The sequence below is a fragment of the Enterobacter sp. GER_MD16_1505_Eko_090 genome, from assembly GCF_003331015.1.
GTDB lineage: Bacteria > Pseudomonadota > Gammaproteobacteria > Enterobacterales > Enterobacteriaceae > Enterobacter > Enterobacter roggenkampii.
Genome location: NZ_PUQF01000009.1, coordinates 15,627 through 39,506 on the forward strand (window position 1 = coordinate 15,627; position 23,880 = coordinate 39,506).

24 protein-coding genes are annotated in these 23,880 nt (G+C 58.1%); 10 read left to right on the top strand and 14 right to left on the bottom strand.

Going from position 1 to position 23,880, the window contains the following annotated elements:
• Positions 1 to 47: 47 nt before the first annotated feature.
• The 5 genes from mdcE to mdcA are packed head-to-tail and all read right to left on the bottom strand — an operon-like array spanning position 48 to position 4,495.
• On the bottom strand, positions 48 to 848 hold the full coding sequence (mdcE, locus tag C6A40_RS11755) for a biotin-independent malonate decarboxylase subunit gamma (protein WP_025910348.1): 801 nt from the start codon (positions 846 to 848) through the stop codon (positions 48 to 50).
• The gene (locus C6A40_RS11760) at positions 848 to 1,681 is read right to left on the bottom strand and encodes a biotin-independent malonate decarboxylase subunit beta (protein ID WP_058657455.1); all 834 of its coding nucleotides are present in this window, start codon (positions 1,679 to 1,681) and stop codon (positions 848 to 850) included. Before C6A40_RS11760 ends, mdcE begins: the two co-directional genes overlap by 1 nt.
• Positions 1,674 to 1,973 carry a malonate decarboxylase acyl carrier protein gene (mdcC, locus tag C6A40_RS11765; protein WP_023294711.1) on the bottom strand — a complete coding sequence of 100 codons (300 nt, stop codon included), beginning with the start codon at positions 1,971 to 1,973 and terminating at the stop codon, positions 1,674 to 1,676. The genes C6A40_RS11760 and mdcC overlap by 8 nt, the downstream gene beginning before the upstream one ends.
• Before the next feature lie 9 nt (positions 1,974 to 1,982).
• Complete coding sequence (locus C6A40_RS11770; RefSeq protein WP_021242211.1) at positions 1,983 to 2,840, bottom strand: triphosphoribosyl-dephospho-CoA synthase; 858 nt, start codon at positions 2,838 to 2,840, stop codon at positions 1,983 to 1,985.
• Complete coding sequence (mdcA, locus tag C6A40_RS11775; protein WP_021242210.1) at positions 2,840 to 4,495, bottom strand: malonate decarboxylase subunit alpha; 1,656 nt, start codon at positions 4,493 to 4,495, stop codon at positions 2,840 to 2,842. The genes C6A40_RS11770 and mdcA overlap by 1 nt, the downstream gene beginning before the upstream one ends.
• A 228-nt stretch (positions 4,496 to 4,723) precedes the next feature.
• Between mdcA and C6A40_RS11780 the strand changes: the two genes are divergently transcribed.
• Genes C6A40_RS11780 through C6A40_RS11790 form a run of 3 tightly spaced genes read left to right on the top strand, consistent with a single transcriptional unit; the run spans position 4,724 to position 6,861 of the window.
• Positions 4,724 to 5,746: a hydrolase gene (locus C6A40_RS11780; RefSeq protein ID WP_039267149.1), complete on the top strand. Its 1,023-nt coding sequence runs from the start codon at positions 4,724 to 4,726 to the stop codon at positions 5,744 to 5,746.
• Positions 5,743 to 5,961, top strand: coding sequence for a YheU family protein (locus C6A40_RS11785; RefSeq protein ID WP_008503016.1), 219 nt, complete (start codon positions 5,743 to 5,745; stop codon positions 5,959 to 5,961). Before C6A40_RS11780 ends, C6A40_RS11785 begins: the two co-directional genes overlap by 4 nt.
• 30 nt (positions 5,962 to 5,991) lie before the next feature.
• Positions 5,992 to 6,861, top strand: coding sequence for a phosphoribulokinase (locus tag C6A40_RS11790; protein WP_008503017.1), 870 nt, complete (start codon positions 5,992 to 5,994; stop codon positions 6,859 to 6,861).
• 85 nt (positions 6,862 to 6,946) lie between these two features.
• Here C6A40_RS11790 and C6A40_RS11795 read toward each other — a convergent pair whose 3' ends face one another.
• A complete protein-coding gene (locus C6A40_RS11795; RefSeq protein WP_008503018.1) occupies positions 6,947 to 7,351 on the bottom strand; it encodes an OsmC family protein in 405 nt (134 codons plus the stop codon).
• Between the two features lie 311 nt (positions 7,352 to 7,662).
• Here C6A40_RS11795 and crp point away from each other — a divergent pair, with 311 nt between their 5' ends.
• Complete coding sequence (gene crp / locus C6A40_RS11800; RefSeq protein ID WP_000242758.1) at positions 7,663 to 8,295, top strand: cAMP-activated global transcriptional regulator CRP; 633 nt, start codon at positions 7,663 to 7,665, stop codon at positions 8,293 to 8,295.
• Positions 8,296 to 8,352: 57 nt separating this feature from the next.
• Positions 8,353 to 10,440: a YccS/YhfK family putative transporter gene (locus C6A40_RS11805; protein ID WP_045333930.1), complete on the top strand. Its 2,088-nt coding sequence runs from the start codon at positions 8,353 to 8,355 to the stop codon at positions 10,438 to 10,440.
• On the opposite strand, the gene argD is transcribed toward C6A40_RS11805, so the two are convergent.
• The 4 genes from argD to ppiA all read right to left on the bottom strand — a co-directional run bounded on the left by argD (position 10,437) and on the right by ppiA (position 13,599).
• On the bottom strand, positions 10,437 to 11,657 hold the full coding sequence (gene argD, locus C6A40_RS11810) for a bifunctional acetylornithine/succinyldiaminopimelate transaminase (RefSeq protein ID WP_021242207.1): 1,221 nt from the start codon (positions 11,655 to 11,657) through the stop codon (positions 10,437 to 10,439). The genes C6A40_RS11805 and argD overlap by 4 nt on opposite strands.
• Before the next feature lie 85 nt (positions 11,658 to 11,742).
• Complete coding sequence (gene pabA / locus C6A40_RS11815; protein ID WP_008503021.1) at positions 11,743 to 12,306, bottom strand: aminodeoxychorismate synthase component 2; 564 nt, start codon at positions 12,304 to 12,306, stop codon at positions 11,743 to 11,745.
• Between the two features lie 30 nt (positions 12,307 to 12,336).
• Positions 12,337 to 12,921, bottom strand: coding sequence for a putative adenosine monophosphate-protein transferase Fic (locus C6A40_RS11820; RefSeq protein ID WP_008503022.1), 585 nt, complete (start codon positions 12,919 to 12,921; stop codon positions 12,337 to 12,339).
• Between the two features lie 105 nt (positions 12,922 to 13,026).
• Complete coding sequence (gene ppiA / locus C6A40_RS11825) at positions 13,027 to 13,599, bottom strand: peptidylprolyl isomerase A (protein WP_014885514.1); 573 nt, start codon at positions 13,597 to 13,599, stop codon at positions 13,027 to 13,029.
• Positions 13,600 to 13,877: 278 nt separating this feature from the next.
• Between ppiA and tsgA the strand changes: the two genes are divergently transcribed.
• Positions 13,878 to 15,062, top strand: coding sequence for an MFS transporter TsgA (gene tsgA, locus C6A40_RS11830; protein ID WP_045333929.1), 1,185 nt, complete (start codon positions 13,878 to 13,880; stop codon positions 15,060 to 15,062).
• 18 nt (positions 15,063 to 15,080) lie between these two features.
• On the opposite strand, the gene C6A40_RS11835 is transcribed toward tsgA, so the two are convergent.
• Positions 15,081 to 16,382 carry a cytosine deaminase gene (locus tag C6A40_RS11835; protein WP_045333946.1) on the bottom strand — a complete coding sequence of 434 codons (1,302 nt, stop codon included), beginning with the start codon at positions 16,380 to 16,382 and terminating at the stop codon, positions 15,081 to 15,083.
• A gap of 239 nt (positions 16,383 to 16,621) precedes the next feature.
• On the opposite strand from C6A40_RS11835, the gene nirB reads away from it, so the two are divergent.
• The 4 genes from nirB (at position 16,622) to C6A40_RS11855 (ending at position 21,303) form a co-directional block, all read left to right on the top strand.
• A complete protein-coding gene (gene nirB / locus C6A40_RS11840; RefSeq protein WP_021242204.1) occupies positions 16,622 to 19,165 on the top strand; it encodes a nitrite reductase large subunit NirB in 2,544 nt (847 codons plus the stop codon).
• Positions 19,162 to 19,488, top strand: coding sequence for a nitrite reductase small subunit NirD (gene nirD, locus C6A40_RS11845; RefSeq protein WP_008503027.1), 327 nt, complete (start codon positions 19,162 to 19,164; stop codon positions 19,486 to 19,488). The genes nirB and nirD overlap by 4 nt, the downstream gene beginning before the upstream one ends.
• 134 nt (positions 19,489 to 19,622) lie before the next feature.
• Positions 19,623 to 20,996, top strand: a complete 1,374-nt coding sequence (cysG, locus tag C6A40_RS11850) for a siroheme synthase CysG (protein WP_023326222.1) — start codon at positions 19,623 to 19,625, stop codon at positions 20,994 to 20,996.
• Between the two features lie 136 nt (positions 20,997 to 21,132).
• Positions 21,133 to 21,303, top strand: coding sequence for a YhfL family protein (locus C6A40_RS11855; RefSeq protein ID WP_008503029.1), 171 nt, complete (start codon positions 21,133 to 21,135; stop codon positions 21,301 to 21,303).
• A 144-nt stretch (positions 21,304 to 21,447) separates the two neighbouring features.
• Here the strand turns inward: C6A40_RS11855 and trpS are convergent, their stop codons facing one another.
• From trpS to rpe, 3 genes are read right to left on the bottom strand one after another with little or no spacing between them, the layout of a single operon-like run.
• Entirely contained in the window at positions 21,448 to 22,452 is a 1,005-nt protein-coding gene (trpS, locus tag C6A40_RS11860) for a tryptophan--tRNA ligase (RefSeq protein WP_045333928.1), read from the bottom strand.
• Positions 22,445 to 23,206, bottom strand: coding sequence for a phosphoglycolate phosphatase (gph, locus tag C6A40_RS11865; protein WP_045333927.1), 762 nt, complete (start codon positions 23,204 to 23,206; stop codon positions 22,445 to 22,447). The genes trpS and gph overlap by 8 nt, the downstream gene beginning before the upstream one ends.
• Positions 23,199 to 23,876: a ribulose-phosphate 3-epimerase gene (rpe, locus tag C6A40_RS11870; RefSeq protein WP_008503032.1), complete on the bottom strand. Its 678-nt coding sequence runs from the start codon at positions 23,874 to 23,876 to the stop codon at positions 23,199 to 23,201. Before rpe ends, gph begins: the two co-directional genes overlap by 8 nt.
• Positions 23,877 to 23,880: the final 4 nt, after the last annotated feature.

Here is a 23,880-nt window from a genome sequence, read left to right on the forward strand (position 1 = left end):
GCTGTCACGCGCCCACGGGTTGATGCATCTGGCAGGTCTCTTTTTACTTACCAGCTGGCTCGCATACGTTCGCGTACGAGCGCCGAGCTGCGGCGATTGTCAGCACCCAGACGGTTTTTCAACGTGGTGTCCTGACGAGCGTCACTGATGGCCTGTTGCAGGGTGGATTTCACCAGCGTCAGATCGTTATCGGAGGGGGCATCCGGGTTGCTGATATCCAGCAGGTTAGAGAGCAGCCCCAGCGTGGCGTAGTTGCTGATGTCGTAGGCCATTGGCGGAATGGTCGCCGCCAGTTTTTCCAGCGCCTCGACGGTACGCAGCGTGATGCGCGCCGCAGACTCTTTGCCCATCGCGTGGATCAGCACGCCTTTGTCGTTAAAGGCGATCAGACGGTTAGCCTGGTAGCCGTGCGCCAGGAACGCGCCGGACATCGCCTTGCCGACGATAAGCCCAATCACCGGGTGACCGGCCAGGCGGGCATTCGCATAGGCTGCTGCCGCACCGGCCAGCGCCTGATGAATCCCAAACGCCTCTTCGCGTCGGCCATAGGCCTGGCTTGGGACGTCGATCACCGCCACAATCGGGCGCTTCACGGGTTTGTCAGCATCCGCCGCGACGGTTTCACTGACCACTTTCGCCAGGGTCCAGCCTTCCAGCAGCCCCACTTCCCCTTTCGCCGCACGCGGGAAGTGGTTGTTGGCATCCGGCACCACGGCAACAAAGCGCACCGCCTCGCCGTTCAGCTCGCCGTCTGCCGCCTGGACGGACGGGCATAGCCCCTCGATACGTTTGGCGTTCGGGGCGAGGATGTCCAGCCAGCGTTCGCCACGGCTTATTGCGTTACTCATCATTTCACCTCCCGGGCAAAAAGCGCGTTAATCTGTTCGGCATCAGCCTGTTTGCGGGTGTCGAAATTCGTCATACGGTTCAGGTAATCGTCGTAGTTATCGGTGCGATGTTTCGCGGGAACGCCTTTAGCAATCGCGTCGTTCATCGCCTGTTTCACCGCGTTGATACCGTCGCCGACGAGCGCATCCACCAGCCCGCTTTGATAGCGCACTTCACCGCCGGTCATGCTCCAGATAAACGGACGATCGCGGGAGTCGTACTCCTCAATGCCCGCCTCCTGTTCGATAACCTGCGGGCCGTTGAGGCCAAGACGCGCTTCGCGGGTCACGATCAGGTAGCTGCAGAGCGCCGCCGCGATGGACATCCCACCGAAGCAGCCCACGGTTCCGGCCACAATGCCAATAACCGGCGTGTAGCGACGCAGGTCCACAATCGCCGCGTGAATATCGGCAATCGCCGCCAGGCCGAGGTTCGCCTCCTGCAGACGCACGCCGCCGGTTTCGAGGCACAGTACCGCCTGAGTCGGAATGCCGTTGCGGTTATCCTCCGCCGCCAGCTCCAGCGCCGCCGCCATTTTGGCGCCGGACACTTCGCCCATGCTGCCGCCCTGGAACGCGCCTTCAATCGCCACGACGACGGCAGGCTTGCCGTTGATGGTGCCCTTCGCCACCACCATGCCGTCGTCCGCCTGCGGCACAATGCCCTGTGGCCCAAGCCACGGAGAAATAATGCCTTCAAACGGATCCAGCAGTTCGCGGTAGCTGCCCTCGTCGAGCAGGGCCTGCGCGCGCTGGCGCGCTTTCAGTTCGATAAAGCTGCTGTCATCACGCATGGCTCACCCCCTCAAAAACCTGTTCGATGCGAATGCGCGCCACGCCCGGCGTCGCGCCGAAGTCGTGGATGGTTAGCTTCCCTGCGGGCAGGCTGCTGACGGTTTGCAAACGGTTGAACAGCGCCTCCCAGCGCCCCCGGCTGTTGTCCACGGAGGTGGTGATATCAATGGTTAACGTCTGGCCCGGTTCGGCGGTGAAGAGCACCTCCATATCCCCGGAACCGACTACCCCTGCCAGCGCCCTGCCGCTTAACGTGCGGCTGGCTGGCACGGTCAATGTGATTTTTTCCATAACATCCTCTTAATGCTTTGAATTTGGCGTTTCGATGCGGTCGAGAAACAGCGTGGCGGCAAGCAGGTCGGCAGCGCCGCCCGGTGAGGCGTTGAGCGCCAGCATCTGACGGTCTAACCTCGCCAGCGCCTGCTGGCCCGCAGGCGTTGCGCTGCCGCCGGCATTCAGCACCGCACGGGCGCCGTCCTGCATAGCATCAAGCCCTTCCATTCCGGCACGTGACAGCACGCAGGTGTCGGTGAGTGAGGTCATGATGGCCATCAGCGCGTCGAGCCTGGCGTGCGTTTCGCTGCTGCCGTTGAGGCGGCTCAGACGAAGCTGCGGCAGCGCGCGCTGCATAACGTGCGGGAACGCCTGCTGCGCCTCTTCACGCGCGCCCGGCACGCGGTAACGGTGCGTGGCGCGCAGGCCTTTACTGAACACCTTCGGCGCCGCGTCGTCCGGCAGTCTCGCCAGCTGTGCGGCGGTGCGGGCGACGTCTTGCGCCCTGGCATCACCGCCGAGCATCGCCACCGCGCTGACCAGCAGCCCCAGCGCCCAAATCGCGCCGCGATGGGTGTTTACGCCACCGGTTGCGGCCATCATCTGCTGCTCGCCTTCGCGACCGAGTCGCCCGACGGTTTGCCGAAGTGCGATATCTGCCGGGCGCTGCCAGCTTTGCAGCGCCAGTGCCTGAAACGTGGAGGTCAGGCTGTGCGCGGAGCACTCCATCAGCGCAAGGGATAAATCGTGGTGCGCGCCGTTCCCCCGACTGTCCACCAGACCGGGTTTCGGGCTTAAACGTGCTTCGTCAATCAGACACTGCGTGGCGGTTCGCGCCAGCCATTCGGCACCGCCTTCAACCTGAATCTGGGGGAGAAGTTTCATTACCAGCTCCGGAATTTCGCAGGTGGGTTATAGAGACCGCCGGACCATTCCACGAGATCAGACACGCTGCCTGCCGCCAGCAGAGAGCGGGTGGCATCAGTGCGGCGAATCCCCATATCTTCCGGATAGAGCACCTTGCCGCTCTGACGCAGTTCCGCCACGCGTTTGGCATCCACGCCCAGACCGATGTCGGTGATCCCCGCGACGGCGGCGACCATGGCGCGACGCTCTTCCAGATCTTTCGCCCGATAGAGGTAGGCAATCCCCTCTTCCGTCAGCACGTGGGTGACGTCATCGCCGTAGATCATCACCGGCGCCAGCGGCATACCGGAGGCTTTCGCCACGTCAACGGCATCGAGTTTTTCCACGAAGGTCGGCTTCACGCCCGCCTGGAAGGTTTCCACCATCTGCACGACGAGTTTTTTGCCGCGCTGCATTGGGTCAGGTTCGGTGATCATGTTCAGCCAGGCTGGCGTGGCGTGGCGACGACCGTGCGGGTCGTGACCCATGTTTGGCGCACCGCCGAAGCCGGACAGACGACCACGGGTCACGGTTGAGGAGTTGGCGTAGCCGTCCACCTGCAGCGTAGAGCCGATGAACATATCCACCGCGTACTGACCTGCCAGCTGGCAGAACGCGCGGTTGGAGCGCATGGAGCCGTCGGCACCGGTAAAGAAGACGTCCGGACGCGCGCGGATGTACTCTTCCATCCCCAGCTCGCCGCCGAAGCAGTGCACGCTCTCGACCCAGCCGCTTTCAATAGCCGGGATCAGCGTCGGATGCGGGTTCAGCGTCCAGTGTTTACAGATTTTGCCTTTAAGGCCGAGCTGTTCACCGTAGGTAGGCAGCAGCAGCTCAATCGCCGCAGTGTTAAAGCCGATCCCGTGGTTCAGGGACTGCACCTGGTGTTCCGCATAAATACCCTTGATGGCCATCATCGCCATCAGGATGTGTTCCTGTTTAATCAGGCGCGGGTCGCGGGTAAACAGCGGTTCGATAAAGAACGGCTTATCGGCCACCACCACAAAGTCAATCCACGAACCCGGTATGTCCACGCGCGGCAGGTCACACTCGTCATCCACCAGCTCGTTCACCTGCGCGATGACGATGCCGTCATGGAACGCGGCGGCTTCCACCAGCGCCGGGGTATCTTCGGTGCTCGCCCCGGTATAGAGGTTGCCTTTGCGGTCAGCTTTAAAGCCAGCAATCAGCGCCACGTTGGGCGACAGGTCGACGTAGAGACGGGAGTAGAGTTCGATGTAGGTGTGAATCGCGCCGATTTCGAGCTGACCATCCTCCAGCAGTTGGGAGATGCGCAGGCTCTGCGTCCCGGAGAAGGAGAAATCCAGCTTGCGGGCGATGCCTTTCTCAAAGATATCCAAATGTTCGCTACGGCCAACGCTCGGCATGATCATATGCAGGTCGTGGACGATCTGCGGGTTCACTTCGGCCAGCGAGCGGGAAAGGAAATCGGCCTGCTTCTGGTTGTTACCTTCCAGCACGACCTTGTCGCCTGGCGCGATCAGTTTTTCCAGCATGGCGACGAGATCGCCGGTTGGCAGTACCTTGCCCTGCACCGGTACGGAGGCCAGACGACGCGCTTTTTCGCTGCGTCGCGTGTTCCATTGCCGGGTGGGTGTTTGCCCAGATAACATTATTAACCTCCTGATTCAGCTAATCATTTTGATTTGCTTAACGTTGAGTAGAGTGTGCGCTCTGGTGAGAAAGGCATCAATTAAGCGTAGAGCTGAATCATTAGCCTGAGAGTAATAATCAAGGTAAATATTTGTGATCGGGATCAGTTCATGTTTCGGAAAACCAGGCTAAACGGGGTACAATTCGGAAAGTATCGTAAATTTCCGACAAGAATCAGCATCGCGCCTATGACCCAAATCATTCCATCAGGCTTCGACATTGCCGCCGAAGACAGCACTGAGTTCGTGCCTATGCGCGGCGTCGCCAATCGCCATTTGCAGACCATGCTGCCGCGACTGATCCGCCGCAAGGTTCAGTTCACCCCACACTGGCAGCGGCTAGATCTGCCAGACGGTGACTTTCTGGATCTCGCCTGGAGCGAAGCGCCGGAGCAGGCTCGCCATAAGCCGCGGCTGGTGGTTTTTCACGGTCTGGAAGGCAGCCTGCACAGCCCGTATGCACACGGGCTCATTGAGGCAGCCAAAGCGCGCGGCTGGCTCGGCGTGGTGATGCATTTTCGCGGCTGCAGCGGCGAGCCGAACCGGCAGAAGCGTATCTATCACTCGGGTGAAACAGAAGACGGCACGTGGTTTTTACACTGGCTGCGGGACAACTTTGGCACCGTGCCCACCGCGGCCGTAGGCTACTCGTTGGGCGGAAATATGCTGGCCTGCCTGTTAGCTAAAGAAGGGGAAAGCGTCCCGCTGGATGCCGCCGTCATCGTCTCCGCCCCGTTCATGCTGGAGCAGTGCAGCTACCACATGGACAAAGGCTTTTCCCGCGTCTATCAGCGCTACCTGCTCAACCTGCTGAAGGCCAATGCCGCGCGTAAGCTGAAGGCCTACCCGGATACTCTCCCGGTAAGCCTGCGCCAGCTGAAAAAAGTGCGCCGCATACGCGAATTCGACGATCTGATCACCGCGAAAATTCACGGTTTCGCCGATGCAATTGACTATTATCGTCAGTGCAGCGCCATGCCGCTGCTCAGCAAGATCACGCAGCCAACGCTGATCATTCACGCCAAAGATGACCCTTTTATGGATCATCACTCGATTCCCGCTCAGGAATTCCTGCCCGACAACGTTCACTATCAGTTGACCGAGCACGGCGGCCACGTCGGGTTTATCGGCGGCACGCTGCGTCGCCCGAAAATGTGGCTTGAGGCGCGTATTCCTGACTGGCTAACCCCTTATCTGGACGGTGCAACATGATTATTCCCTGGCAGGATCTGGCTCCCGAAACGCTCGATAATCTGATTGAAAGCTTTGTATTACGCGAAGGCACCGATTATGGTGAACAGGAACGCTCGCTTGAGCAAAAGGTCAACGATGTAAAGCGCCAGCTGAAAAGCGGCGACGTGGTGCTGGTGTGGTCAGAACTGCATGAGACGGTCAATATCATGCCCCGCAACGCGTTTCACGGCTGATCTTCCACCCTTTTCAGTCAGGGAGTTGCTATGTCTGCCAGACATCCGGTTATTGCCGTTACGGGGTCGAGTGGTGCGGGAACCACCACCACCAGCCTCGCATTTCGCAAGATTTTCGCCCAGCTGAATCTCCGTGCGGCGGAGGTCGAAGGCGACAGCTTTCACCGCTACACGCGCCCGGAGATGGACATGGCCATCCGTAAGGCGCGCGATCTGGGTAAACACATCAGCTACTTCGGTCCGGAAGCCAATGACTTCGGCCTGCTGGAACAAACCTTTATTGAGTACGGCCAGAGCGGTAAAGGGCAGTCCCGCAAGTATCTGCATACCTATGATGAAGCCGTTCCCTGGAATCAGGTGCCGGGCACCTTTACCCCCTGGCAGCCCCTGCCGGAACCTACCGACGTGCTGTTCTACGAAGGATTACACGGCGGCGTGGTCACGCCGCAGCACGACGTGGCGCGCCACGTGGATCTGCTGGTTGGCGTGGTGCCTATCGTTAACCTGGAGTGGATCCAGAAGCTGACGCGTGACATGAGCGAGCGCGGCCACTCGCGCGAAGCAGTGATGGATTCGGTGGTGCGCTCCATGGAAGACTACATCAACTTCCTGACGCCGCAGTTTTCCCGCACCCATATCAACTTCCAGCGCGTGCCGACGGTGGACACCTCCAACCCGTTCGCGGCCAAAAGTATCCCATCCCTGGATGAGAGCTTTGTGGTGATCCATTTCCGCAATCTCGAAGGCATTGACTACCCCTGGCTGCTGGCGATGCTGCAGGGCTCGTTTATTTCTCACATGAATACATTAGTCGTACCGGGCGGAAAAATGGGGCTGGCGATGGAGCTCATCATGACGCCGCTGGTGGAGCGATTGATGGAAGGGAAACAGATCGCGTGAGTTTTTTGCCCGGTGGCGCTGCGCTTACCGGGCCTACGGTCGTGCTTTTGTAGGGCGGGTCAGCGAAGTGCCACCCGCCAAAACATTAAGCCTCGATCACTTCATACGAATGGGTGATTTTTACCGCTTTCTCCAGCATTAACGCGACAGAGCAGTACTTCTCCGCAGACAGGTCCACCGCACGTGAAACCGCCGCGTCTTTCAGTTCTTTACCGGTGACCACAAAGTGCAGATTGATGTGGGTGAACAGGCGTGGCGCCTCTTCGCGGCGTTCTGACGTGAGTTTGACCTCACAATCCGTCACATCATGACGGCCTTTTTGCAGAATCGACACCACGTCAATGGCGCTGCATCCCCCTGCCGCCATCAGCACCATTTCCATTGGGCTGGGCGCTTTATCGCCGGAGTTACCATCCATCAAAATCTGATGCCCTGACGCGGACTCGCCCAGGAACGTTAAACCTTCAACCCACTTCACGCGCGCTTGCATATTCTTAAACTCCAACGTTGCATTTTTGGTGACAGATTACGCGTGCGTTACATTTCTCGCAATGGAAGGCGACCTGCATCATGCTGAAGCGAGACACCAGGAGACACGCGGCGAAAGCTATGCTAAAACACTCAGGATGCTACAGTAATACATTGACGTTACACATGTATGCAGAGGACATCAAACTTTACTGGCTGCGAAACGTTACGGTAGCCGACTTCCCAGGGTATGGGTAAGAATTCGATTGCAACCCCAGAGTCCGGATGCATCTGATGACTCTGGTGACAGCTTATAACAGAGGATAACAGCGCATGGTGCTTGGCAAACCGCAAACAGACCCGACTCTCGAATGGTTCTTGTCTCATTGCCACATTCATAAGTACCCATCAAAGAGCACGCTGATTCACCAGGGTGAAAAAGCGGAAACGTTGTATTACATCGTTAAAGGCTCGGTGGCAGTGCTGATCAAAGATGAAGAAGGGAAAGAGATGATCCTTTCTTATCTGAACCAGGGCGATTTCATCGGTGAACTGGGCCTGTTTGAAGAGGGCCAGGAACGTAGCGCCTGGGTTCGTGCAAAGACAGCATGTGAAGTGGCTGAAATTTCTTACAAGAAGTTCCGTCAGCTGATTCAGGTTAACCCTGACATTCTGATGCGTCTCTCTTCCCAGATGGCGCGCCGTCTGCAGGTCACCTCAGAGAAAGTGGGCAACCTCGCCTTCCTGGACGTGACGGGCCGCATCGCACAAACTCTGCTGAACCTGGCGAAACAGCCGGACGCCATGACCCACCCGGACGGCATGCAAATTAAAATTACCCGTCAGGAAATTGGTCAGATCGTCGGTTGCTCCCGTGAAACAGTGGGCCGTATCCTGAAAATGCTGGAAGATCAAAACCTGATCTCCGCCCACGGTAAAACCATCGTGGTTTACGGAACGCGTTAATTCCGCTTAAACGGCGTGCCATCGCAAGGTGTCACGCCGTTTTTGTCTCTACTCCTCATGTGGCGCAGGCTGATCTATCACCCGGAAGTTAACTACGCACTGCGACAAACGCTGGTGTTGTGTCTACCCGTGGCCATCGGCCTGATCCTCGGACACCTTCAGCAAGGCCTGCTCTTTTCCCTCGTGCCCGCCTGCTGCAACATTGCTGGCCTGGACACACCGCATAAGCGCTTTTTCAAACGTCTGATCGTGGGCGGCTGCCTGTTTGCTGGCTGTAGCCTTGCCGTACAGCTTTTACTGGCCCGGGATATCCCGCTGCCGCTGATCCTGACGGTGCTGGCGATGACGCTCGGCGTCACGGCGGAAATCAGCTCGCTGCACGCCCGCCTGCTTCCCGCCTCGCTGATTGCGGCCATCTTCACGCTGAGCCTCGCCGGGAATATGCCGGTGTGGGAGCCGCTACTGATCTACGCGCTGGGGACACTGTGGTACGGGCTGTTTAACTGGTTCTGGTTCTGGCTGTGGCGGGAACAGCCGCTGCGCGAATCCCTGAGCCTGCTCTATGTGCAGTTGGCGGAATACTGCGAAGCCAAATACACCCTGCTCACCCAGCATACCGATCCGGAAAAAGCCTTACCGCCGCTGCTGACGCGCCAGCAGAAGGTGGTGGATCTGATAAGCCAGTGCTATCAGCAGCTGCATATGCTCGCCGCCAACAAGAACCACGAATACAAACGGCTGCTGCGCACCTTCCAGGTAGGCCTGGATCTGCAGGAGCATATCTCCGTTAGCCTGCACCACCCGCAGGAGGTGCAAAAGCTGGTTGAGCGCAGCCACGCCGAAGCGGTGATCCGCTGGAACGCGCAGACCGTCTCGGCACGCCTGCGCGTGCTGGCTGACGATATTCTCTACCACCGCTATCCCACGCGCTTTAACATGGAAAAACAGCTCGGTGCGCTGGAGAAAATCGCCCGTCAGCATCCGGATAACCCGGTCGGCCAGTTTGCCGCCTGGCACTTCAGCCGCATCGCCCGCGTGCTGCGCACCCAGCGCCCGCTTTATTCCCGCGACCTGATGGCGGATAAACAAAAACGGCTTCCCCTGTTGCCCGCGCTCAAAAGCTATCTGTCTCTCAAATCGTCCGCCCTGCGCAATGCCGCACGAATTAGCGTCATGCTCAGTATCGCCAGCCTGATGGGCATGGCGCTGCATCTGCCGAAGCCCTACTGGATCTTAATGACCGTGCTGTTCGTCACCCAGAACGGCTACGGCGCCACGCGGGTGCGTATTCTGCACCGGGCGGGCGGCACCATGGCCGGGCTGATCATTGCAGGCGTAACGCTGCACTTCCACGTGCCGGAAGGCTATACCCTGGCAGGCATGCTGGCGATCACGCTGGTGAGCTACCTGATTATCCGCAAAAATTACGGCTGGGCGATGGTGGGCTTTACGGTGACGGCGGTATACACCCTGCAGCTGCTTACGCTGAACGGCGAACAGTTTATTATCGCCAGGCTGATTGATACCCTGATCGGCTGCCTGATTGCCTTCGGCGGCATGGTCTGGCTGTGGCCGCAGTGGCAGAGCGGGCTGCTCAGGCAGAACGCCCACGACGCGCTGGAGGCCGACCAGCAGGCCATTCGCCTCATCCTGAGCGACGACCCGCAGCCCTCCCCGCTGGCGTATCAACGCATGAAGGTCAACCAGGCGCACAACGCCCTGTTCAACTCGCTCAACCAGGCGATGCAGGAGCCGGGCTTTAACTCACATTATCTGGCCGATATGAAGCTGTGGGTAACGCACAGTCAGTTTATCGTTGAGCACATTAACGCCATGACGACGCTGGCGCGCGAGCACACGATGCTGACGCCGGATCTGGCGCAGCGCTACCTGCAGTCGTGTGAAATTGCGTTGCAGCGCTGCCAGCAGCGTCTGGAGTATGACTCACCGGGCGAGTCGGGGGATTTAAATATTCTGGAAGCGCCGGAGACGTTAACCCACGGGCCAATGAGCACCCTGGAGCAACACGTGCAGCGCGTGCTGGGGCATCTGAACACCATGCACACCATTTCGTCGGTGGCATGGCGTCAGCGTCCGCACCATGGGGTTTGGTTAACGCGAAGGTTGAAACGAACCGAATATTAGCCTTTAACGATCTTTGCAACCGCCGCGGCAAAGCGGGTTAAGCCGTCTTCGATGTCTTTGTCTTCCACCACCAGCGACGGCGCAAAGCGCATCACGTCCGGCCCGGCGTTGAGCACCATCACCCCTTCGCGAGCGGCGGCGTGCAGGAAATCACGCGCGCGGCCCTTGTACTGCGGCTTCAGCTCGGCGCCAATCAGCAGCCCCATCCCGCGGATCTCGCTGAACACGTCGTACTGCTCGTCAATCTGCTTCAGGTGCTTCACAAACAGCTCGCGCTTCGCGCTAACGCCGTTTAGCACCTCTGGCGTGTTGATGATGTCGAACGCGGCCCCCGCTACGGCGCTCGCCAGCGGGTTACCGCCGTAGGTAGAGCCGTGAGAACCGACGTGGAACGCGGAGGCGATCTCCTGTGTCGTCAGAACCGCACTTACCGGGAAACCGCCGCCGAGCGCTTTCGCGCTGGTCAGAATATCCGGCGTCACGCCGTAGTGCATATAGGCAAACAGGTCCCCGGTACGCCCCATCCCGCACTGCACTTCATCAAACACCAGCAGCGCCTGATGCTCGTCGCACAGCGCGCGCAGCCCTTTCAGGAATTCCGGGGTTGCCGCGGTCACGCCGCCTTCCCCCTGAATAGGCTCGACCACCACCGCGCAGGTGTGGTCGTCCATCACCGCTTTCACCGCGTGCAGATCGTTAAACGGCACGTGGATGATGTCGGCCGGTTTCGGACCAAACCCGTCGGAATACTTCGGCTGGCCGCCAACGGAGACGGTAAAGAAGGAGCGTCCGTGGAAGGCATTGTGGAAGGCGATGATTTTGGTTTTGTACGGGCTGTGGCGCGTGGTCGCGTAGTAGCGCGCCAGCTTAAAGGCGGTTTCGTTGGCTTCGGTGCCGGAGTTCATAAACAGCACGCGCTCGGCAAACGTGGCATCAATGATCTTACGGCCCAGGCGCAGCGCCGGTTCGTTGGTGAACACGTTGCTGGTGTGCCACAGGGTTTCACCCTGGGTTTTCAGCGCCTCCACCAGCGCGGGATGGCAATGACCCAGCGCCGTGACCGCAATACCGCCCGCGAAATCCACATACTCCTTGCCCTGCTGATCCCAGACGCGGCTGCCTTTCCCCTTCACCGGGATAAATTCAGCCGGTGCATAAATCGGCAGAATCACTTCATCGAATGTCGCGCGGGTAATTGCTGGTTGTTCAGTTGCCATGTCATGCCCATCCATTTATGTCACATTGATTGTGAAAATATAATCACAAAATATGCATAAAAAATCATAGCAAGGCAACAGATATTCAGCGATGGAGGAAATTTGCCAGCAGCGCGTGCCCCTGCTCGCTGAGGATGCTTTCCGGATGGAACTGCACGCCTTCGAGATCCCATTCGCGGTGACGAATCCCCATGATCTCCTGCGTATCGCTCCAGGCGGTCACCTCAAAGCCGTCGGGCAGCGTCGACGGGTCAATCACCAGCGAATGGTAGCGCGTCACGGTTAACGGATTATTGAGCCCCGTGAACACTCCGGTGCCCGTGTGGGTGACCGGCGAGGTTTTACCGTGCATGACTTTGGCGGCGCGCACGATGGTGGCACCAAAGGCCTGGGCAATCGCCTGATGGCCCAGACAAACGCCGAGGATCGGCAGCTTGCCGGCATAGTGCTGGATAACCTCCAGCGAAATACCTGATTCCGACGGCGTGCAGGGGCCGGGTGAAATCACGATTTTCTGCGGAGCCAGCGTCTCGATATCGGCCAGGCCAATCTCGTCGTTACGTCGGACAACCACCTCTGCGCCCAGTTCGCAAAAATACTGGTAAAGGTTCCAGGTGAAGGAATCGTAGTTATCAATCAGCAGAATCATGGCGGCTCCCGAAAAAAATGCCGCCCTATTCTACTCAGATTCCCGCGCTTCGCTCACTACTTTGGCAAAGATCGCGTTTAGCGCGGTTAAATCCCCCGTTGCGCCGCTGCGGTTAGCGGACACCCACTCCTCGGGATCGATATCGCGCCAGTCAAGTGAATAGCCCGCATGGATCGCCAGCTGCTCAAAGAAAACGCGCTGAGCAATACCGTTACCACGCGCAAAAGGATGCAGCATGTTGATTTCACAATAATAATGGCTAATTTTTTCAATGAACGCCGCTTTCTCAAGGCCAGCCAGATACTTTTCGCTTTCCAGCGCCGCCATCAGTTCATTACCCATCTTTTCGATGTATTCGAAATGGCAGAAGGGAATATCACCTTTGAAAATATCGTCGGTACGGAACTCACCTGCCCGCTTCATCTCTCTGCGGTAGAGATGGCGGTGAATAAGGCACAGATGGGGTAACCCGGGCGCGGAAGGCCCAAGCGCCAGGCTCTCAATCTCGGGATCCGATGGACCATTACCTTTCTCAAGGAGACAACTGGCCTGAAAGTTGACGCTACGCTGCTGCTCCCAGAGACGGGATTTTTGCTTGTCGGTGAGTTTTTTCACTTAACGCCTCCCTGAATAGTCCGTTTGCCACAAGTATAAGCAGCAAAACGCGCTTTCGCAGGGAGGGGTCACAACACGGGCGAGCATCGCCCGCGTCGAAGAACGTTACGGCAGAACTTTTGCGGAGAGGATCACGACAGGTTTGGACGGCACATTCTGATACGGACCGACGTCATGGGTAGGCACCTGAGAAATCTTATCGGCCACATCCATCCCTTTCACGATTTTACCGAACACCGCATAGCCGAAGTCGCGCTGGCCGTGGTCGAGGAAGGCGTTATCCGCCACGTTGAGGAAGAACTGGCTGGTCGCGCTATCTTTGTCTGCGGTACGCGCCATAGAGATCGTGCCGCGTTTGTTCAGCAGGCCGTTGTCCGCTTCGTTTTTGATTGGCGGGTTCGGCTGTTTCTGCTGCATCTGCTCGTTGAAGCCGCCGCCCTGAATCATGAAGCCCGGGATCACGCGGTGGAAGGTGGTGTTGTTATAGAAACCACTGTTCACATAGTCGAGGAAGTTTTTCACAGAAACCGGAGCTTTCTGGCTATTCAGTTCCAGCTCAATATTCCCGGCGGAGGTGGTCAGCAGAACGTGAGGGTCCCCTTTTGCTGCCAGCGCAGCAGGGGAAACGGCAGAAAGAGCAAACACAGCTGCGACAGCCGCCAGTGTTGATTTGAGCATGAGAATTCCTTAACAAAGCGCAGTATAAAAAGCGAATGGCTTGATTCTAAAGAGCAGTATGAACGTAGACCAGCCTTTTACCTAATTTTACGAAATTGAAACAATTATTACTGCGCAAACGATTGGTTAGACCGCCACTTAATGTGATTTAGATCACATTAAAACCTGCAATGACACAATCATTACCCTTAAAAGATAGGAATGGATCACTTTAGCGACTAAAATCTGCCCGCTCTCAGCGCCCCTTCGGCGCTTTTCTTTTTTTGAACAGGCCAGACATGACTAACAGCAATCGCATCAAGCTCACATGGATCAGCTTCTTCTCCTACGCCCTGACCGGCGCGTTGGTGATCGTCACCGGGATGGTGATGGGGAATATCGCAGACTACTTCCAGCTGCCCGTTTCCAGCATGAGCAACACCTTCACCTTCCTCAACGCAGGGATCCTGATCTCTATCTTCCTGAATGCCTGGCTGATGGAAATCGTGCCGCTGAAAACCCAGCTTCGCTTCGGCTTCGTGCTGATGCTCGCCGCCGTGGCGGGTCTGATGCTCAGCCACAGCATCGCCCTGTTCTCAGCCGCCATGTTCGTGCTCGGCCTGGTCAGCGGGATCACCATGTCGATCGGGACGTTCCTGATTACCCATATGTATGAAGGCCGCCAGCGCGGCGCGCGCCTGCTGTTTACCGACTCCTTCTTCAGCATGGCCGGAATGATCTTCCCGATGGTCGCTGCCGTTCTGCTGGCACGCAGCATTGAGTGGTACTGGGTCTACGCCTGCATCGGTCTGGTCTACGTTGCTATTTTCATTCTGACCTTCGGCTGCGAGTTCCCGGTGCTGGGCAAAAAAGCGCAAACCACCGCAGAGCCTGTGGCGAAAGAGAAATGGGGTATCGGCGTGCTGTTCCTCTCCATCGCCGCCCTGTGCTACATCCTGGGCCAGCTGGGCTTTATCTCCTGGGTACCGGAATATGCCAAAGGTCTGGGCATGAGCCTGAACGACGCGGGCAAACTGGTGAGCGATTTCTGGATGTCCTACATGTTCGGCATGTGGGCGTTTAGCTTCATCCTGCGCTTCTTCGACCTGCAGCGCATTCTGACCGTGCTGGCGGGCCTGGCGACCGTGCTGATGTATCTGTTCATCAACGGTTCGCCGGAGCATATGCCGTGGTTCATTCTGACCCTGGGCTTCTTCTCCAGCGCGATTTACACCTCGATCATCACCCTGGGCTCCCTGCAGACCAAAGTGGCCTCGCCGAAGCTGGTTAACTTCGTTCTGACCTGCGGCACCATCGGTACCATGCTGACCTTCGTGGTGACGGGCCCGATCGTTGCCCACAGCGGCCCGCTGGCGGCGCTGCACACCGCGAACGGTCTGTACGCCGTGGTGTTCATCATGTGCTTCATCCTGGGCTTTGTGACCCGCCACCGCCAGCACAACGCGGCAGCGGCATCGCACTAAACCCTGCGCCCCTTTGCATTACGCAGAGGGGCTGTTTCTGGCGAAACTGACCTCTTCTCCTCCGGTATCCATCTGGATCCAGGTCTGCGCCAGCTGCGTAGTGGCAATAATCCGCCCCTGACGAATCGACCAGCGCACCGGCACCTGACAGCGCACCGCTTCAAACCCACTCTCCGCAGGCAGAATAATCAGGTTTGCCGGATTTCCCGTTTCAATACCGTAATCGCTCAGGCCAAAGGTGCGGGCGCTGTTATGGGTAATCAGGTTCAGGCCGCTGTCGATTTGCGGATAGCCCATCATCTGGCAGACGTGTAGCCCCATATGCAGCACCTGCAGCATGTTGCCGGTGCCGAGCGGGTACCACGGGTCGAAGACATCGTCATGACCGAAGCAGACGTTGATGCCTGCTTCCTGCAACTCTTTCACGCGGGTGATACCGCGACGCTTCGGATAGTCATCAAAGCGCCCCTGCAGGTGGATGTTGACCAGCGGGTTAGCGACGAAGTTAATCCCCGACATCTTCAGCAGACGGAAAAGCCGCGAGGTGTAAGCGCCGTTGTAGGCGTGCATGGCGGTGGTGTGGCTGGCCGTCACGCGCGGGCCGATGCCGGCCTCATACGCCAGCGCGGCCACCGTCTCGACAAACCGCGACTGTTCGTCGTCAATTTCATCGCAGTGGATATCCAGCGGGCGGTCATACTTCTTCGCCAGCTCAAAAGCGATGTGCAGCGACTGGACGCCATATTCCCGGGTAAATTCGAAGTGCGGGATCGCCCCCACCACGTCGGCCCCCAGTTTTAACGCTTCTTCCAGCAGCGCCGCGCCGTTCGGGTAAGAGAGAATACCTTCCTGCGGAAACGCGACGATTTGCAGCGTTACCCACGGGGCCACCTCCTGCTTCACCTCCAGCATCGCCTTCAGGGCGGTGAGCGTCGGGTCAGAGACATCCACATGGGTGCGGACAAACTGAATGCCGTTAGCGATTTGCCACTTCAGCGTTTTCCAGGCGCGTGCTTTCACGTCGTCATGGCTGAGCAGCGCTTTGCGCTCCGCCCAGCGCTCAATGCCTTCGAACAGCGTGCCGGACTGGTTCCAGTTCGGCTCCCCCGCCGTCTGGGTGGTATCAAGATGAATATGCGGCTCGATGAACGGCGGGAGAGCAAGCCCACCGCGCGCGTTCAGTACCTCATAACTTTCGGCGTGGGTATCGTCCATGGGGGTGATGTCACCAAAACGCCCGTTCTCGATGGCAAGTTGCCACAGCCCTTCCCGACCCGGTAAACGCACATTCTGAACAAGCCATAACGGTGATGTAGACATACCTTTCCCCTCATAAACGCAGCTGATATTCAGGCGTATCGATTTTTGCAAAACCGCCCCTGATTTGTACACAAATTCAACGAACACGAAAAGCCTGCGATTTCCGCCACTTATAAAAATCCTGACAAATCAGTCATATACCACCTAAGGGGTAGGCGAAGGCGTATTTGATTTGCATCAATAAGCGCCCCTGCTGAATCGTTAAGGTAGGCAATAATAGAAAAGAAATCGAGGCAATAATGAGCAAAGTCAGACTCGCTATCATCGGTAACGGCATGGTCGGCCACCGCTTTATTGAGGATCTTCTCGATAAAGCCGATGCTGAGCAGTTCGATATTACCGTGTTCTGTGAAGAACCCCGCAAGGCGTACGACCGTGTGCACCTGTCTTCCTACTTCTCCCATCATACCGCCGAAGAGCTCTCTCTGGTGCGTGAAGGTTTCTACGAGAAGCATGGCGTAAAAGTGCTGGTGGGCGAACGCGCTATCACCATCAACCGTCAGGAAAAAGTGATCCACTCCAGCGCCGGCCGTACGGTTTTTTACGACAAGCTGATCATGGCGACGGGCTCGTATCCGTGGATCCCACCCATTAAAGGCTCGGAAACGCAGGATTGCTTCGTTTATCGCACGATTGAGGACCTCAACGCCATCGAATCCTGCGCGCGTCGAAGCAAACGCGGCGCAGTGGTCGGCGGCGGTCTGCTGGGTCTGGAAGCGGCTGGCGCGCTCAAAAACCTCGGGGTTGAAACCCACGTTATCGAATTTGCGCCAATGCTGATGGCCGAACAGCTCGACCACATGGGTGGCGATCAGCTGCGCCGTAAGATCGAAAGCATGGGCGTGAAAGTTCACACCAGCAAAAACACCAAAGAGATCGTTCAGGAAGGGACTGAAGCACGCAAGACCATGCGCTTTGCCGACGGCAGCGAGCTGGAAGTGGACTTCATCGTCTTCTCCACCGGCATCCGCCCGCGCGACAAGCTGGCAACGCAGTGCGGCCTGGCCGTCGCGCAGCGCGGTGGGATCATGATTAACGACACCTGCCAGACCTCCGACCCGGATATTTACGCCATCGGCGAATGCGCCAGCTGGAACAACCGCGTATTCGGCCTGGTCGCGCCAGGGTACAAAATGGCGCAGGTCGCCGTGGATCATATCCTCGGCAGCGAAAACGCCTTCACCGGCGCAGACATGAGCGCCAAGCTGAAGCTGCTGGGCGTGGACGTAGGCGGTATTGGCGATGCGCATGGCCGCACGCCCGGCGCGCGCAGCTACGTCTATCTCGACGAAAGCAAAGAGGTCTACAAACGTCTCATCGTCAGCCAGGACAACAAAACCCTGCTCGGCGCGGTACTGGTGGGCGACACCAGCGACTTCGGCAACCTGCTCCAGCTGGTGCTCAACGCTATCGAGCTGCCGGAAAACCCGGACGCGCTGATCCTCCCGGCGCATGCCTCCAGCGGTAAGCCGTCCATCGGCGTGGATAAACTGCCGGACAGCGCGCAGATTTGCTCCTGCTTCGACGTCACCAAAGGCATGCTGATCTCCGCGATCAACAAAGGGTGCCACACCGTTGCGGCGCTGAAAGCGGAAACCAAAGCCGGTACCGGCTGCGGCGGCTGTATTCCGCTGGTCACTCAGGTGCTGAACGCCGAGCTGGCGAAACAGGGCATCGAAGTGAACAACAACCTGTGCGAACACTTCGCTTACTCTCGCCAGGAGCTGTATCACCTGATCCGCGTGGAAGGTATCAAGTCCTTCGACGAACTGCTGGCGAAGCACGGCCAGGGCTACGGCTGTGAGGTGTGTAAACCGACCGTCGGCTCCCTGCTGGCCTCCTGCTGGAACGAGTACGTGCTCAAACCCGAGCACACGCCGCTGCAGGACACCAACGACAACTTCCTGGCCAACATCCAGAAAGACGGCACCTACTCCGTGATTCCACGCTCTGCCGGTGGTGAAATTACGCCGGAAGGGCTGGTCGCGGTGGGCCGTATCGCACGTGAATTTAACCTCTACACCAAAATTACCGGCTCCCAGCGTATCGGCCTGTTTGGCGCGCAGAAGGACGACCTGCCGGAAATCTGGCGTCAGCTGATTGAAGCGGGCTTCGAAACCGGCCACGCGTACGCCAAAGCGCTGCGCATGGCAAAAACCTGCGTGGGCAGCACCTGGTGCCGCTACGGCGTCGGCGACAGCGTGGGCTTCGGCGTTGAGCTGGAAAACCGCTACAAAGGCATCCGTACCCCGCACAAAATGAAGTTCGGCGTCTCCGGCTGTACCCGCGAATGTGCGGAAGCGCAGGGTAAAGACGTGGGTATTATTGCCACCGAAAAAGGCTGGAACCTGTATGTATGCGGCAACGGCGGGATGAAACCGCGCCATGCGGACCTGCTGGCGGCGGATCTCGATCGCGACACGCTGATTCAGTATCTCGACCGCTTCATGATGTTCTACATCCGTACCGCCGATAAGCTGACCCGTACCGCCTCCTGGCTCGATAACCTCGAGGGCGGCATCGACTACCTGAAATCGGTCATTATCGACGACAAGCTGGGCCTGAACGAACATCTGGAAGCGGAGATGGCGCGCCTGCGCGAGGCGGTGATCTGCGAGTGGACGGAAACCGTCAACACCCCGGCGGCGCAGACGCGCTTCAAACACTTTATCAACAGCACCCAGCGCGACCCGAACGTACAGGTTGTGCCGGAGCGCGAACAGCATCGTCCGGCCACGCCGTATGAACGTATTCCGGTCACGCTGGTGGAGGAAAACGCATGAGCCAGTGGGTAAACATCTGCAATATTAACGACATTCTCCCCGCCACCGGCGTCTGTGCGCTGCTGGGCAACGAGCAGGTGGCGATTTTCCGCCCTCGCCACGATGAACAGGTTTTTGCCATCAGCAATATCGACCCGTTCTTTGAGGCCAGCGTGCTCTCCCGCGGACTGATTGCCGAGCACCAGGGTGAACTGTGGGTCGCCAGCCCGTTGAAAAAGCAGCGTTTCCGCTTAACCGACGGACTCTGCATGGAAGATGAAAGCTTCTCGGTCAAACACTACGACGTCCGCGTGAAGGACGGCGAGGTGCAGCTGAAAGCGTAACCCCTCGCCTTTTCAATAGGAAAGGCTTATGACCCCTTATGGGTAACGGCAGGAAAAACCGTATGTTCTGTACGATTCCTGCTGTTATCCTGACGTCAATTCTTCCCCCGCCATGAATGCTGTGAGGTAACGTCGTGGATCACCTGCCGATTTTTTGTCAATTACGCAACCGCGACTGCCTGCTCGTGGGCGGCGGCGACGTGGCCGAGCGCAAAGCGCGCCTGCTGTTAGAGGCTGGCGCCCGCCTGACCGTGAATGCCCTGTCCTTCGCCCCCCAGTTTGAGGTTTGGGCCCAGGAAGGGATGCTCACGCTGGAACAGGGTGCGTTTAATGAATCCCTGCTGGACACCTGCTGGCTGACCATTGCCGCGACGGATGACGATGAAGTGAACCAGCGCGTGAGCGACGCCTGCGAAGCGCGCCGTATCTTCTGCAACGTGGTGGATGCGCCGAAAGAGGCCAGCTTTATCATGCCGTCGATTATCGACCGCTCGCCGCTGATGATTGCGGTATCGTCCGGGGGACGTTCGCCGGTTCTCGCGCGTCTGCTGCGGGAAAAACTGGAAGCCCTGTTGCCTCAACACCTTGGCCAGATTGCGCATTATGCCGGTCAGCTGCGTTCACGCGTGAAGCAAACCTTCGCGACCGTGGGCGAGCGCCGTCGCTTCTGGGAAAAATTCTTTGTGAACGACAGGCTGGCGCAGTCGCTGGCGAATCAGGACACCAAAGCCGTTGAAGAGACGACCGAGCAGTTGCTAAGCGAACCGCTGGACCATCGCGGCGAAGTGGTGCTGGTGGGCGCAGGCCCCGGAGATGCGGGTTTGCTGACGCTGAAAGGGCTACAGCAGATCCAGCAGGCGGATATCGTGGTGTACGACCGTCTGGTCTCCGATGACATCATGAACCTGGTGCGCCGCGACGCCGACCGCGTTTTCGTGGGCAAGCGCGCGGGCTACCACTGCGTGCCGCAGGAGGAGATTAACCAGATCCTGCTGCGCGAAGCGCAAAAGGGAAAACGCGTGGTCCGCCTGAAGGGGGGCGATCCGTTTATCTTTGGACGCGGCGGTGAAGAGCTGGAAACCCTGTGCGACGCGGGTATTCCGTTCTCCGTGGTGCCCGGCATTACGGCGGCGTCCGGCTGTTCAGCGTACTCTGGCATTCCGCTGACCCACCGGGATTACGCCCAGAGCGTACGTCTGGTGACGGGCCACCTGAAGACCGGCAGCGAGCTGGACTGGCATAACCTGGCCGCCGAAAAGCAGACGCTGGTGTTCTACATGGGGCTCAATCAGGCCGCCACGATTCAGGCGAAGCTGCTGGAGCACGGTATGAATGCGGATATGCCCGTCGCGCTGGTCGAAAACGGCACCGCCATTACGCAGCGCGTGGTGAATGGCGTGCTGACGCAGTTAGGCGAGCTGGCGCAGCAGGTCGAAAGCCCGGCGCTGATTGTGGTGGGCCGCGTGGTTGAACTGCGCGACAGGCTGAACTGGTTCTCGAATCACTAACTCATATTCTCCCTTCCTGGAGTAGTCCTTAAGCGGACTACTCCCCTCTTACGCCTACCGATACCATACCGCTCGCATAGTGGAACTTTTCCATTTATTCCCTCGTATTACATCCATTTTTAGACAAGGAATGCATATGTTCAAACTGGCAAAAGCCGCCGTTCTGGTTGGCCTGTTATCGACGCTGACGGCCTGCACCGGTCACGTTCAAAACACCAAAAATAACTGCAGCTACGATTACCTGCTGCACCCGGCGATCTCCATTTCGAAGATCATCGGTGGTTGCGGCCCGGCGGCACAGCAGTAAGCGTTTTACAGGCATAAAAAAACCGGGATATCCCGGTTTTTTAGTTTTGGAGAGTGTGTTTTTTGTCGGGTGGCGCTGACGCTTACCCGACCTACACGGTCCCGTAGGCCGGGTAAGGCGAAGCCGCCACCCGGCAAAGCAAACTTAAGGTTTACCCACAAACCCAATCGCTTCATACACCGCTTTCAGGGTTTCGGACGCGCGCGCGCTGGCTTTTTCCGCCCCCTCTTTCATCACTTTCTGCAGGAACGCTTCGTCGTTACGGTAGCGGTGATAACGCTCCTGCAGCTCGGTCAGCATACCGGAAACGGCATCTGCCACTTCGCCTTTCAGGTGGCCGTACATCTTGCCTTCGAAGTGTTTTTCCAGCTCAGGGATGCTCTGGCCGGTGACGCCCGAGAGGATATCCAGCAGGTTGGAGACGCCCGCTTTGTTCTGCACGTCGTAGCGCACGACTGGCGGCTCGTCGGAATCGGTCACCGCGCGCTTGAGCTTTTTGACAACCGATTTCGGATCTTCCAGCAGGCCGATAACGTTGTTGCGGTTATCGTCAGACTTGGACATCTTCTTGGTCGGCTCCAGCAGCGACATCACGCGTGCGCCGGACTTCGGAATAAATGGCTCTGGTACTTTAAACACATCGCCGTAGATCGCGTTAAAGCGCTGGGCGATATCGCGGCTCAGCTCCAGGTGCTGCTTCTGGTCTTCGCCGACAGGTACCTGGTTTGTCTGGTACAGCAGGATGTCTGCCGCCATCAGTACCGGATAGTCAAACAGTCCGGCGTTGATGTTTTCAGAGTAGCGCGCGGATTTATCCTTGAACTGCGTCATGCGGCTCAGCTCGCCAAAATAGGTGTAGCAGTTCAGCGCCCAGCCCAGCTGCGCGTGCTCCGGCACGTGAGACTGAACGAAGATGGTGCTCTTCTCCGGATCGATGCCGCAGGCCAGATACAGCGCCAGGGTGTCCAGCGTGGCTTTGCGCAGCTTCTCAGGATCCTGACGGGCGGTAATCGCATGGAGATCAACGATGCAGTAAATGCAATGGTAGTCATCCTGCATGCTGACCCACTGACGTAACGCACCCATGTAGTTACCAATGGTCAATTCACCTGAAGGCTGTGCGCCACTAAAAACGATGGGCTTAGTCATTGTTCAATTCCTGATGTTCACTGTGCGAAAGCCCGAGTGCGGGCAACAAATCTTTGAAGTGGTCGAAAACGACGTCCGGCTCACTCAGCGTGATGGCTTCACCGTAGTTGTAGCCATAGGTTAACCCCACGGAAGGACAACCGGCCGCGCGGGCAGCCAGAATATCATTGCGGGAATCGCCGACAAAGAGCAGCTCCGCAGGCGTTAAGGATAATTTTCCTGCCACCAGCAGCAGCGGTTCCGGATGGGGCTTTTTGTTCTGCACGTCGTCGCCGCCCACAATCACGGAGAAATACTTCGCGATATTGAGCGCTTCCAGCAGCGGTGCGACAAACGGCGTGGGTTTGTTGGTCACCAGACCCAGCGGGATGCCCTTCGCGTGCAGCGCGCTCAGCGTTTCCTGAACGTCAGGGAACAGGAAGCTGCCCTCCTCGACGGTCTCTTCATAGAAACGATCGAACAGTTTGCGCAGAATACGCAGCTGCTCTTCCTGCGGGATGTCCGCGTGATCGACGCTCGGTTTACCCTGGGCGGAACGCTGCGACGCACGCTCCTGACGCGCCCACGTCAACGCGCGCGCCATCAGAACATCGGCGCCGTTGCCAATCCACGTGACGACGCGCTCTTCACCCGCAACGGGGAGTTCAAGTGCATACAGCGCCTGGTCGACGGCGCTCGTTAAGCCCGGCGCGCTGTCAACCAGCGTGCCGTCGAGGTCGAATGCCATCCCCCGAATAGCCTGTAATTTATCCATGACTTACCTTCGCCAGCTCGCGGCGCATTTCATCGATGACTTTTTTGTAATCCGGTTGGTCGAAAATGGCTGAACCAGCAACGAACATATCCGCGCCTGCCGCCGCAATTTCACCAATGTTATTCACTTTCACGCCGCCGTCTACTTCCAGACGAATGTCGTAGCCTGACTCGTCGATACGACGGCGGACTTCACGCAGCTTATCCAGCGTGTGAGGAATGAATGACTGGCCGCCAAAACCGGGGTTAACGGACATCAGCAGGATCACGTCCAGCTTGTCCATGACATAGTCGAGATAGCTCAGCGGCGTGGCCGGGTTAAACACCAGACCCGCTTTACAGCCGTTCTCTTTGATCAGCTGCAGCGTGCGATCCACATGTTCAGAGGCTTCCGGATGGAAGGTGATGATGCTGGCACCCGCCGCGGCGAAGTCAGGCACGATGCGATCAACCGGTTTCACCATCAGGTGAACGTCGATCGGGGCGGTAATGCCATAGTTACGCAGCGCCTTGAGCACCATCGGACCGATGGTCAGGTTAGGAACGTAGTGGTTATCCATCACGTCGAAATGGACGACATCCGCGCCAGCCGCCAGTGCGTTGGCGGTATCTTCACCCAGGCGGGCAAAATCGGCCGACAGAATTGAGGGAGCAATCAAAAACTGTTTCATCCGC